Annotated in this window: 16 protein-coding genes; 15 read left to right on the forward strand and 1 reads right to left on the reverse strand. The window is 23.2% G+C overall.

Annotated elements, in window-relative coordinates; all coding sequences use genetic code 11:
• The first annotated feature begins 195 nt into the window (after window positions 1–195).
• Window positions 196–1,251 carry an SPFH domain-containing protein gene (locus tag ACTG46_RS20300; RefSeq protein ID WP_479924249.1) on the forward strand — a complete coding sequence of 352 codons (1,056 nt, stop codon included), beginning with the start codon at window positions 196–198 and terminating at the stop codon, window positions 1,249–1,251.
• A 31-nt stretch (window positions 1,252–1,282) separates the two neighbouring features.
• Window positions 1,283–1,981, forward strand: a complete 699-nt coding sequence (locus ACTG46_RS20305) for a hypothetical protein (protein WP_479924250.1) — start codon at window positions 1,283–1,285, stop codon at window positions 1,979–1,981.
• A gap of 95 nt (window positions 1,982–2,076) precedes the next feature.
• On the opposite strand, the gene ACTG46_RS20310 is transcribed toward ACTG46_RS20305, so the two are convergent.
• Window positions 2,077–2,286 (reverse strand): hypothetical protein, encoded by a 210-nt coding sequence (locus ACTG46_RS20310; protein ID WP_479924251.1) that lies wholly within the window; start codon window positions 2,284–2,286, stop codon window positions 2,077–2,079.
• Between the two features lie 463 nt (window positions 2,287–2,749).
• Between ACTG46_RS20310 and ACTG46_RS20315 the strand changes: the two genes are divergently transcribed.
• The 13 genes from ACTG46_RS20315 to ACTG46_RS20375 all read left to right on the forward strand — a co-directional run bounded on the left by ACTG46_RS20315 (window position 2,750) and on the right by ACTG46_RS20375 (window position 11,497).
• Window positions 2,750–3,292 carry a hypothetical protein gene (locus tag ACTG46_RS20315; RefSeq protein WP_479924252.1) on the forward strand — a complete coding sequence of 181 codons (543 nt, stop codon included), beginning with the start codon at window positions 2,750–2,752 and terminating at the stop codon, window positions 3,290–3,292.
• 62 nt (window positions 3,293–3,354) lie between these two features.
• Window positions 3,355–3,615: a hypothetical protein gene (locus tag ACTG46_RS20320; protein ID WP_479924253.1), complete on the forward strand. Its 261-nt coding sequence runs from the start codon at window positions 3,355–3,357 to the stop codon at window positions 3,613–3,615.
• Between the two features lie 19 nt (window positions 3,616–3,634).
• Window positions 3,635–4,642, forward strand: coding sequence for a DUF1002 domain-containing protein (locus tag ACTG46_RS20325; protein ID WP_479924254.1), 1,008 nt, complete (start codon window positions 3,635–3,637; stop codon window positions 4,640–4,642).
• Between the two features lie 118 nt (window positions 4,643–4,760).
• Window positions 4,761–4,997, forward strand: a complete 237-nt coding sequence (locus ACTG46_RS20330) for a S26 family signal peptidase (protein ID WP_479924255.1) — start codon at window positions 4,761–4,763, stop codon at window positions 4,995–4,997.
• Window positions 4,970–5,275: a signal peptidase I gene (gene lepB / locus ACTG46_RS20335; protein WP_479924283.1), complete on the forward strand. Its 306-nt coding sequence runs from the start codon at window positions 4,970–4,972 to the stop codon at window positions 5,273–5,275. Before ACTG46_RS20330 ends, lepB (ACTG46_RS20335) begins: the two co-directional genes overlap by 28 nt.
• A gap of 163 nt (window positions 5,276–5,438) precedes the next feature.
• Complete coding sequence (locus tag ACTG46_RS20340; RefSeq protein ID WP_479924256.1) at window positions 5,439–6,083, forward strand: 3D domain-containing protein; 645 nt, start codon at window positions 5,439–5,441, stop codon at window positions 6,081–6,083.
• An 11-nt stretch (window positions 6,084–6,094) separates the two neighbouring features.
• The gene (locus tag ACTG46_RS20345; protein WP_479924257.1) at window positions 6,095–6,625 is read left to right on the forward strand and encodes a 3D domain-containing protein; all 531 of its coding nucleotides are present in this window, start codon (window positions 6,095–6,097) and stop codon (window positions 6,623–6,625) included.
• A gap of 17 nt (window positions 6,626–6,642) precedes the next feature.
• Complete coding sequence (locus ACTG46_RS20350; RefSeq protein ID WP_479924258.1) at window positions 6,643–7,821, forward strand: ATP-dependent metallopeptidase FtsH/Yme1/Tma family protein; 1,179 nt, start codon at window positions 6,643–6,645, stop codon at window positions 7,819–7,821.
• Window positions 7,822–7,839: 18 nt separating this feature from the next.
• Window positions 7,840–8,622 carry a hypothetical protein gene (locus ACTG46_RS20355; RefSeq protein WP_479924259.1) on the forward strand — a complete coding sequence of 261 codons (783 nt, stop codon included), beginning with the start codon at window positions 7,840–7,842 and terminating at the stop codon, window positions 8,620–8,622.
• Window positions 8,623–8,687: 65 nt separating this feature from the next.
• Entirely contained in the window at window positions 8,688–9,446 is a 759-nt protein-coding gene (locus ACTG46_RS20360; protein ID WP_479924260.1) for a hypothetical protein, read from the forward strand.
• A 17-nt stretch (window positions 9,447–9,463) separates the two neighbouring features.
• Window positions 9,464–10,210, forward strand: coding sequence for a hypothetical protein (locus tag ACTG46_RS20365; protein ID WP_479924261.1), 747 nt, complete (start codon window positions 9,464–9,466; stop codon window positions 10,208–10,210).
• A 6-nt stretch (window positions 10,211–10,216) separates the two neighbouring features.
• Window positions 10,217–10,750, forward strand: coding sequence for a signal peptidase I (lepB, locus tag ACTG46_RS20370; RefSeq protein WP_479924262.1), 534 nt, complete (start codon window positions 10,217–10,219; stop codon window positions 10,748–10,750).
• Between the two features lie 105 nt (window positions 10,751–10,855).
• Window positions 10,856–11,497 carry a hypothetical protein gene (locus ACTG46_RS20375; protein ID WP_479924263.1) on the forward strand — a complete coding sequence of 214 codons (642 nt, stop codon included), beginning with the start codon at window positions 10,856–10,858 and terminating at the stop codon, window positions 11,495–11,497.
• The last annotated feature ends 1,044 nt before the right edge of the window (window positions 11,498–12,541 follow it).

A 12,541-nucleotide genomic window follows, 5' to 3' on the forward strand; every position in this document is an offset into this window, starting at 1 on the left:
AACATAAAAGATAGTATTATTTATATTATGAAATAGAATATAGGAAATGATATTATTTATATTATAAAATAGAATATAAATAAGGAACTAATATATATATTAGTTCTTTTTTTATGTAAATATATAAATAATATATATATCAATTATATATTTACAAAATATTTTAATAGAAAATAAAATGGAGGTCTGAATTTAATGAATGGAATAGCTATTTTACTTTTAAAAATACTTTTTCTATATTTAATGCTTTACATTATTAATTTAGTAATGAACATAACGATAGTCAAAGGCAATGAATTTGCAATAATCGAGAAAAGATTTTCTAGGAAACATCTTTCAAACGATAAATTAATTGCATTAAATGGGGAATCAGGATTTCAAGCTGATATTTTAAAATCAGGGGTATATTTTAAAAATAAATTTATATATAAAATACATAAATTTCCCTTAATACATATAAATCCAGATGAAATTGCATATGTAATTTCACACTCTGGAGAATATATAACTAATAAAAATATTACTAAAAATATATTTAGTAACAATTTTCAAGACACAAAGTTATTTCTAGATAACAAAGGATACATAGGTATACAAAGAGATATTTTAACAGCTGGTACATATTCAATAAATCTAGCTCAATTTAGCATTATAACAAAGTCCAAAATTATATCTTTATACCAAGAAGAATTTCCAATTGTTAATAAAATAAAGAAATGTAAAGGTTTTTCATTAACAGAAATTAAAGAAAATGAAATTGGGATAATGAGCAAAATAGGATATGAAAAAGAAGATGAACAAACTATTTTAACAAAAGGTTTTTATGCTATAAATTGTTTATTTGATAAAGTAGACATATTCCCTCAAAGTGAATTTATTATTAGATGGAGTTCTCATAAAAATGCTAACTATTCTTTAGAACCTTTAAATGTAATTACGAAAGATGGTTTTCTCATTAAAATTGAAATATTTTTATTGCTACAAATTAAAGATATTAAATTAGTTAAGAAGCATTTTTCTAATATGAATGAGCTTCTATATAATTTCTTAAATATATTAATGATGAAATACTTTAATAATATATTACAGGACCAGATATTGTCAGAGTTAATTAGTAATAGAAAAACTATATTTAAAGACATTGAATGTGATTTTTCTAAAGAATTAAATAAATTAAATCTAGACTTGAAAAATTTATTTGTAAATTTTTTAAACATAGATAAAAAATCAAGCTATAATAGCAAACAATAATTAAATTAATTTAAAAGGGGATAAATAAAAAATGAAATGTTGCACAAGAAAATCAGTAAATCAACTAAAAGTGCTTAACTACACTGTTAATAATAAAGAAATGTCATTATCTAAAAATATAGATATATTCTATATAATGTATGGATATCTATTAAAAAATATAAAAACTTATACATTTTTAATAAACAATGAAGAAAAAACATTTACTTTTAAAAATTTTCTTAGAGAAATAAATAGTCCTATTGTTTTATTTACTTTAGAAGTTTTTAAGATACAAAATATCTTAAAAAAAGAAAACATATATATAAATATTCTAGGTAGAGCCATCCCTGAATCTCTTAATACAAATTGCACAAATGGTAACTTTATAAAAAAAGAAAAAATAATTTCTAAGAAATATCGTAGTTATTTTGAAAAAATAGATAGCATAGATTATGTTTATGTTATAAAAAAAGGAATAGTTCTAGATTTTTATAACTATAAAGACTTTAACTCACAATATGATTTAGATTATGCTATATGTGATGCAATTGCTTGTATGTGTTACAATAACTACTTTAAAGATAATATTGATTGTTCAATTTTTAAGTATGCTAAAAGAACTAAAAGTGCTTTCAGAGCTAAAGAAGCAGTTGCAAATTATTTAATGAGCCTTATATACCATAACCTTATTCCAAATGATGGAAATAGAGAAATAGTAAAAGATATTTTAATTAGCTCAACACAATAAATACATTTATAAAAGTATAAGGCTCTCTATTAGAACATGAATAATAAAAAAGTACTAATGATTTACATTAGTACTTTTTTATTACTTTACTTGCTTTATCTATATAAATTTAAGTTCTGTTTAACTTCTGACACTTCATCTTTTAAAAATGCAACAAGCTTTTCAATATAGTCTAGTTCTATTTTCATTTCATCCTGTCCCACTTTCAATTCATTAATATCCTTTTCTAATCTAATAAATCCTTTTTCAAGATTATTAAGTTTACTGCTTATTTCTTGTAATAAAGTTAATATTTCTTTGTCCATCATGCTCACACTCTTGTTTATTATTATAAGCATAAATTTATATATGATATAGTTATTTATTTTGAAAAAGTGGCAACTTAAGTGTGTTTATATGGAAAAATTTGTCATTGGTTTTTTTCTAATAATATGTTATCTTTAATTTAGTATATGTGTATGTATACGTTTTGCTTATAAGAAACATTTTTCTAGTAATTATACTGTCAAGTAATTACTAGTTTTTTTTGTTAAAATACTAAATAAAACAGATATATAAATCACTTCTAATAAACAAATCTTAATATACTACTTGTTTCTAAAAACTATTTCTTAATAAATATATAAATTGCATATATATATTTATATATATTTAAAGAATATATAAATATATACAAAGATATATAAGATATATAAGATATATATTTATATATATCTTATATATCTTAAATTAATATAATAATAAAATAATTAAGGAGTGGTTAAATACATGGTATATATCAGAATAACAAAAGATTTATTAAGAGTATTAATTAATAATAATTATAAGTTATGGTATGGAAGAATCTCAAGTGACATGAAAAAACTCAAGCAAAATAATGATATGCCTTTTGCATTAAGTAAAACAGAAATTGAAGATATTACTACTCAGCTATATTTAAAGTCAATGAATGATGATGACTTTCTAATTTCTTCAATTAGTTTATCTTCTGCATTCTATGAATACATGATTAATAAAAAAATAGAAGATAATGAATCTATATCTGTAATAGAATCTAACTTAGATAAATGTGGTGCAAAAGTTTCTAAAGTAATCTTAAAGGTTTTATTGTTTAATTGCTTTAGTGAATATATTAAATGTAATTCAATAAGACCTGTTAAAGAACCAAATAACATAAGTTTGAAATTAGCTTTAGATGAAATTTTATATAAAAATCAGTTAGAAAAAGATTTTGTATTAAATAAAACTTTAGTAGTAACTATTTTTGAAAAACATATAAACAGTATTAATTTAGAATACAATGAATTTTAACATAAATAAGAAATAAAATTATTTGTATTAGTATCAAATTTCAATAAAGGAGATGTATATATATGTCAAACAAATTTTTTAATGATGACCTAGATAACTCATCTAAAATAAGAAGTATCCTTATAATTGTTGCTGCCATATTATCCCTTATAGCACTTTTATTTTTAACATTTTGGGCTTTTTATTTTTTTGGTTATCTAGAAAATCCCCAGCAAACACTTATTAGTTTACCAATAGCCTTATGTTTAATCTATATCTTGTTTTTCAAAAAAAATAAATTATCATTTAAAGGGATATCTAATTTATTCAATAAAAAAAATTAAAGTTTTTGGAGGGTATGTAATGAAAGTAAAAAAATATATAAAATCTTTAACAACATTATCTTTAATAACTGTTTTTGTACTATCTAATGTGCTATTCTGTTTTGCAGACTCTTCAAAAGTTCTTACCCTTGGAGAAAATCTTAATGATACACAGAAATCAAAAATATTACAATATTTGGGTGTATCTGAAGATAATGTTGATGTTATTTTAGTAAATAATAAAGATGAAAGAAAATATCTAGAGGGAGTAGCTACAGAAGAGCAAATTGGACATAGAACACTATCTTGTGCATATATAGAACCAACTGAAGAAGGTGGGGTTAATGTTAAGATTGCAAATTTAGATTGGGTTACAGCTGATATGATATCATCTACATTAATAACCTCTGGAGTTGAAAATGCTAATGTAATAGCAGTTGCACCTTTTACAGTAAGTGGTACTGGAGCATTGACAGGTTGTTTCAAAGCATTTGAGGTAGCTACAGGAAAACAATTAGATGAAGAAAAAAAAGAAATTGCTACAGAAGAATTAGTTATAACAGGTGATTTAGGAGAGAAAGTTGGACAAGAAAAAGCTACTGGAGTAGTCAATGATGTAAAAAAGGAAGTTATAAAAGAAAAAATTAGTGAATCAGAAAAAATAAATAAAATAATAGATGAAGTATCTGATAAATATGAGGTTTCATTGACACCAGAAGAAAAGACTTCTTTATCAAACATGATGCTTAAAGTTAGTGAACAAAACTATGATTATTCTAAAATAGAGGATTCTTTAAATAAAGTTACAACTAATGTAAATCAAGTTTTAAATAAAGTAAGTACTGAATTTGAAAAATCAGGATTATGGGATAGTATAAAAGCCTTTTTCACAGGACTGTTTGCAAAAAATAATAATGAAAGCAACCTTGGAATTCTGAACTCAACAAATGATAATGCTCTAGGTGATAATGCTAAGATAGATTCAACAGAAAATAATCTAGATAACAATGAAACACTATTAGATAAAATAAAAAATATTTTTAAATAATAATTTATGATTTTATTGATAAATTCCTTGACATTAAAGTGTTGAGGAGTTTATTTTATTTTTTATTTAACCTATATAAGCGTTAAAAGTATAAAAACAAATTTGAAAGGTTTATCTTATGAAAAAATCATCAAAACAATCTTCCCTTGAAATATTTAGATATTCAAAATATCTATTAATTACTTCTTTATCTATTTTTTTATTAACTAGTATCATTACAGTAAAAGGTAATTCTATGTATCCTACCATACAAGAAAATGATTACTTAATAGTGAATAAGCTTTTTAAAAAAAATATAAAAAAAGGAGATATTATTGTCTTTAATACATACATGAAAAACAAAAAAAAAAATTAATTAAACGTGTAATAGCAATTCCTGGAGAAAATTTACTTATAAGACAAGGAAAAGTATTTATAAATGGAAAGCTCCTAGAAGAAAAATATATTAACGAAAATATTTCTACTTATGGTAATGTTAATATTGCTATTCCCCCAAATCATGTTTTTGTGATGGGAGATAATAGAATGAATAGTCGAGATAGTCGAGATAAAAACATAGGTATTATAAATATGAATAATATTGAAGGTAATATAATTATAAAGATATATAAATCAAACAATATATTTTATTAATTAATCAATATAACTATTATAATAAAAATATATATAAGAAGAGATATGTTATTTGAATATAATATATCTCTTTTTATATATATCAGTAATAGATATAAGATATTAATAATAATTAATGTTATATATATTAAATGAAATAAAAAATATGAAGAGGGTGAATATATTGTTTATAAAAAGATTAAGTAAGTACAAGAAAATTTATATAAATATAAGTATATTAACAATAGTAACTCTATTTTCTACTTTTATGCAGTCTCCTTTGAGTTTCGGAGCAGATGATGTCCCTTCTGCAAAGCAAAAAGAAAAAGTATTAAAAGAAAGTATAGAAAATGATTTTACAACACGAAGATATACATTAGGTCAAAGAAAAATTAGAGAGGATATTAAAGATAAATCTACTTTAAATGATGTTAAACTACCACTTATAAAAGTTGAAATTGTAGAAGAAGCAAATTATATATTTAATGAGAGATATATAACGAATATATCTGAAATACCTGCAAATACAGATGGAATTCAAACAAAACTCATTGGCAAATTTAAAGTAAGTGCTTTCTGCAATTGCAGAAAATGTAAAATTAATTCTGAACCAAAAGTTAAATATAGAAATTATGAAGGTGTTAATGTAGCTGTAGACCCTAATATAATTCCATTTGGTGATAAAATTTATATAGAGGGGTTAGGAATAAGACAAGCACAACCAAGTTCACAAAAAATTGTTGGTAAAGAAATAAAAGTCTATGTGAAAACGCATGATGAAGTTGTAAACTTTGGGACTAAAACAATAGATGTACATAAAGTATTTTAAGGAGGGATAATATGAAAATTTATAATTTAATTATGCTAGGTTTTTTGAGTTGTATCGTCGGATTTATTTTACAGAAACCAGATATTTTACAGGCTATAGAAAGTACTAGTGAAACTGATACTCTAGTTGTAAAACATGTGATAAAAAAAGATGTATTAGTTAACCCTAATAATTTTGTTTCAACAAAGAAATTAGAGATATCTGATACAACTCAGCTTGATAATTTAAAACTAAGTGAATTAGGTGATTTTGTAGCTACTGCATATTGTCCCTGCGAAATATGTTGTGAACAATGGTCATCTAGTCCTGAAAGCAAAATCACTTCAATAGGTGTAGCTGCCTATCAAGGTAATACTGTAGCTGTAGACCCTAAAATTATTCCTTATGGAAGTAAATTATATATAGAGGGTCTAGGAGTTCTAATAGCAACAGATTGTGGAGGTGCTATTAAAGGAAATCGACTTGATATATATTATTCAACTCATGCTGAATGTGATGCTTTTGGCAAAAAGACAGTAAAAGTTTTTAAAGTAGAAGAATAAATTTGTTGGAGGTATATATGAATACATTTCTAAGAAGAAAAACTAATATAAAAATAATACTTTTTGGTTTAATTGTTTTATTTGCTTTATTAGGAGTAAGTTTTATTTTAACAAGACCTAGCTTAACTCAGCCCACAATGAATTTTAATGAATTTATGACACTTGTAAATTCTAATAAAGTAGATAGTGTAACAATGGATGCAGATTCCTTTATGATGAACATCAAACTAAAAAATGGAAACAGTGAATTAGTCATAAACCCTAATTATCGAGAATTCATAAGAGAATTATTAGATGCTGGGATAAATGTAAAATTTAATAATACAATTGGATTTGATACATTAATTAATATGTATATGCACTTGTTTATTTCTATATTACTTATATCTATATTAATTTTATCTATTATTTCTCTATATAAATTTATAAAAACTCATCCTTTTAATTTTGATGAAGAAAGTAAGATAATCAAAAGTGATTTTAATCTTAACAATATCATTGGATTAGAAAGTATAACAAAAGATTTATGCTATATCACAACATGCCTAAGAGAACCAGAAATAATAAAATCTGTTGGAATAGAGCCTATCAAAAAGTTACTTATAGAAGGTAATTATGGTACAGGAAAAACTTTAATTTCAAAATCAATAGCTGGAGAAGCAAATGCAAATTTATTAAGTTATGATGGCTCAGATTTTTTGGACAAATTTTCATCTCAGAGACTTAATAATATATTTAAAACTGCAAGATTCCAAAAACCATGTATTATCTTAATTGATAATTTAGATGTATTATTTTTAAATATACAAAATTTATCAGAATTGAAGATATTTTGCTCTAATCTAATAAAAAACTTAAATGAACTAGAAGAAAATACACTTTTTATAGCAACAATAAGAAATAAAACATTACTTTATGATTATTTGTCTATAATCAAGGATTTTGACAAAATAATTAGTATCCCAAACTTAGAAGATATTTCTCAAATAAAAAGCTTCTTAAAAGATGCTTGTTTTGAAAATACTCTAAAAATGGAAGAAATACTAAAAATGTTACCAAATAATTTATCCTTTGGCGAGATTAAATTATTAATAAATAAAAGTATTGAAGAGTCCATAAAACATGGAGACAATGGTTTGATAAGAAAAAGGTATCTAAAGAAATCTATTTCGAATTATTTGGAAATGAAAATATAAAACTGGAGGTAATAAAATATGAGCACTAAAGATTATATAGAGACAAAGAATATTAATAAAAAAAATAGAGGAGTAATAAGTATATATAATTTTGAAAAAAATATTAAAAATTTAGATGCACTTATTGTAGGGATATCATCTGACTTTAAATTTAAACATAAAAGTGATTTATATGATGAATCTGATTTTGAAATTCTACAAATTTTAGAAAATAATAATATAGAAGCTAATTTTGGAGATTGTCTTGTTTGTATACCAAACACTGAATCTAGGTTAGCAAAAAAAGAAATTCGTTATGTCATTGGGATTGTTCTTCCAAATTGGTTGAATGGTTTAAATAGAGCATATTATGATGAAGTTCTTACACTAGGTTTTAGTAATATGAACTATATCTGTAGTGATTATAAAATAGATAAGATAGCTATATCTATTTTGGATGAAGAGTATCCTTATACTGTCATTGATAAAAACTTTATCTACTCCTTAGTTGATATTTCATACTCTTTTAAAGAAGTCTGTCTATTAAAGGAACGATTCTCAGAGACTTTAAAAAACCCTAAAGCTCTTGAAAGTTTGTATTTTATATGTGATGTAATGAATTTATGCAAATACTTAATTGTTCAGAGAGAAAATGGTGATTTTTCTATGGATATAGATAAAATTGTTAGCTGTACAGAAGAAAATAGAAGCACTTGTAATACCTCTATAGATAATTGTTTAAAGAAAATGTTTGATATTTCTGATGATGAATATTGTACAAGTTATCAAAATTATATTCCTGAAAACGTAAATTTAATTTGATATTTAGGATGTATTATATTTTCAAATCATTTTATATGTAAATAAGACAAAGGAGGTATCTTACTATGAAAGTATATAAAACACAGATAAATGAATATATAAAAAGAGATGTCTTAACTTGTAGCTTAGAAGAGCTTAAAGATATCATTAAAGATATGATAAAAGCTTTAAAAGATAATAACTTGGGTTCTTATATAATTTTAAAAGAAAATTTTTATTATACTAGAGATATATTACGAGAAGAATCTAAGCTAAATAAAAATATAAACTTTTTTTTATTTAATGCTTTTCAGTTTACAAATGATTTTAATATATTCGATATAAGAAAGTTACAGAAATTATTTGAATCAGCTAAACCTTTATCAAGTATTTTTATAGAAATTAGTGATATAGATGAATTAAGTCCATTTGCTCAAAAGATGATATTACGAAAAATAAATAAGATAAAAAAAATAAATAATAAAATGGTATTCATAGTTACTCTAAGCAGCCAAAAAAACTTAGAAAAATTTGTGATTGAAAACAACTATTTTAACAATATAATTAAGGTCTATCAAGATGATAAAGAAAATGTTGGCATAATGGAGAATCTTGAAAAATATAAATTTAAATTTTCCAATGATTTTCCAATTTGTTCATTAATTTCAATATTTGAGAACTTAAGAGAAAAGGATTGGTTATATATATTATTTCTTGCTGTTGAGATATCACATAAAAAAAATTGTGATGGTGTAATATTTATAGAACATTTTAAAGATGCTGCAAGAACATATAGTAAACTACATTGCAAAGGTCCTGAAAAATTTGATTTAAATAATATTTAATAAAAGGAGAGATTGAATTGAATAAAATTTGCAAATCGATTATTTTAATTACAACACTAACTTCTAGTTTTTTATTTACTGGATGTGACAGAAAAGTATCTCAATTAAAACAAGAAAATAAAAAGCTAAATCAGAATATTGAAAGTAAAGATAGAGTAATAGAACAGCTAAAAAGAGATATCCAAGGTTTAAAAATAACAGAGGAATCACCTACCACATCATTACGTACTATAGAAGGTTCTTCTGTCCCAGAATTTGTTACAATTGATGGCAAAATTGAATTTCCAACTAGACTAGAAATGCCCAATTCAACTGAAGCTGTAAACAACTCATACATTTTGTTAGGGAATAAGTATAAATTTGTCCCTTCAAATAACTGGTTAATTAAGCTTCAAGGGAATACATTAGAATGCAGTCATCCTTCCAAGGCTTGGGGGAATTTAAAAGCTATAGGAATGAAAGAAGAAATACCAAAGGATATTTTAAAAGAAATGTTAAAATCATTTTTCAATTCTTTTCCTTCGACTAAGATAACTTACAGAGAAACTTTTGTCGACGGAAGAAATGCAGGTCTAATTGCAAATGCACCTATAGCAATTGATAAAAAACAATATGTTGTAAATGTTGGAGTAATACAAAAGGGCGAATATGGAGTTTTAATATTATTTGCATATGAAGATGATAAATCTGGAGTACAACAAGAATTAATAGATTTATTGATTTCATCTGGGATGTATGCTGACTATAAAATAAGCTTGGAGTAAATATAAATGATTAAAAAAATAAATTTAAATTTGTTACAAATACTTTCCATGATTTTTATAGGGATACTCTTATCCGTTGTTATTTCTAATTTTATAATAAGTGCAGGAGTAGTACCTACAAACTCTATGTCTCCTACTATACTGAAAAATGATACTGTTGCTATATATAAACTAGGAAATAAAAAAGAATTTAAACGAGGAGATATTGTTGTATTTACAAAAGAAAAAGCTTCAGATAATGTACTAAAAATATTATTATTTGGCAGAGACGAGAAAATGTATGTAAAAAGAATTATAGGAATTGGTGGTGACACTGTAGAGATAATAAATGGTGTTGTATATATAAACAATAAAAGTATAAAAGAAGATTATATATTATATAATGATTCTTTAAATATTCCTAAAAAAACAATCCCATCTGGACAATATTATGTTCTTGGAGACAATAGGATTAATTCTGAAGACTCTAGATATTGGAAAAATATATATTTAGAATCAAATAAAATAATTGGAAAAGTTATATTTATAATGAAGAAGTAATTGAATAATATTCATGATATTTCTAATGTATATATATATAAGATATAAGATAATAATATGTATAATTATCTTAAGTAATATTGAAAGGAGAAATATATTAATATAATGAAAGAATATGGCACAAATAAAATACAATTACAAGGAATGTTATTAGATAAATTTACATTTAGTCATGAAATACTATTACAAAATGATAATGAATCTATTGTTGATTCAAATTACAAAGAAATGTTTTATGAAAATAGACTAAGTATAAAAACTGAAGATAAAGAAGATGTTATAAATTTATTATTTAATAAAAAACTTATAAGTAATTTAAAAAAAGGACATAGAGTAAAAATTAATGGACAGATAAGAACTAAAAATAAATCAATAAATGGTAAAAAGAAACTCTTAGTATATGTATATGTTTTGGATGTAGAATATACTGAAGAAAAAACATATTTAAATATAGCTGAATTAGAAGGGTATTTATGTTGTGAAAAAAATTACTGGAATACTTCAAGAACTGGGGCAAGTTGTAATACAAAACTAAAAGTATATAGATATTATGAAAGAGCTGACTACATACCAATTGTTTTATGGGGTATTAATGCAACTACATGTAATAAATTTGAAATGGATACAAAAATTAAAGTATCAGGTAAATTTATAAGTCGTCAATACAAAAAAGATTTAGGTAATGGAAATCTAGAAACAAATACAAGTTATGAACTTTTTGTTTTATCTATGCAGAAGCTTTCCTAGAATCATATTTATATAACAAATAAAAAAGTAATAGTTATTTTTAACTATTACTTTTTTATTTGTTTAAATTTACTAGTTCTATTATTTGAATCTCAATTATACATATCTTCATCTAGAGGTATGACTGCATATATTTTAAAACGTAAGAAAAAAGCTTAAATCATGTTTTTCTCTGACTATCCTCTGACCACTTATGTTATATGTTTTTCTATAAAATACTTACAGTAGTTGAATTTACTTGATTTATTGTAAAAATGGCACAGAATACTTAATTCTGTGCCATTTTGTTGTTTTTATGAAAAATCCATTTTAAGGACTTATTTTCATGCATTTGATTAAATATACAATGATTTTTTTCTGACCATCTTAAAATCTATTTAAATAGATGTATTTTTCTTGCACTTAATGAAGACCTTCTTGTTTATATATAATTCTTATTCCTACCTCTTTATCTTTTAATAAAAGTTTATTTTAATAATTTATATTTATATATTTGATTAAATATACAACAAATATTTTATGGCCATCTTAAAATCCATTTAAATAGGCCCGATTTTCTTGCACTTAATGAAAATCTCCTTGTTTATATATAATTCTTATTCCTACCTCTTTATTTTTTATAAAAATCCATTTTAAGGACTCATTTTTATATATTCGATTAAACATATAGCTAAAATTCTATACCCATCTTAAAATCTATTTAAATAGATGCTTTTTCTCACACTTAATGAGAATATTCTTGATTATATATGATTCTTATTCCTACCTCTTTATTTTTTATAAAAATTCATTTTAAATATTTATTTTCATATATTTGATTAAATATTCCATAATCACCTTAAAATCTATATACTTTCATAAAAATTCATTTTAAAATAGATTAACTTTATATGTTTGATAATAATCAGTATAACGTTATAACTTACAGTCTATTCAATTAAATAATTTTTGTTGTTTATATAAATATATATTTTATCTATTGCCACTTATTCTTTTTTAAAAATTCTATATTTTCAATTATAATTTTTTTATATCTAATCAATA

The organism is Clostridioides sp. LIBA-7678 (assembly GCF_056716065.1).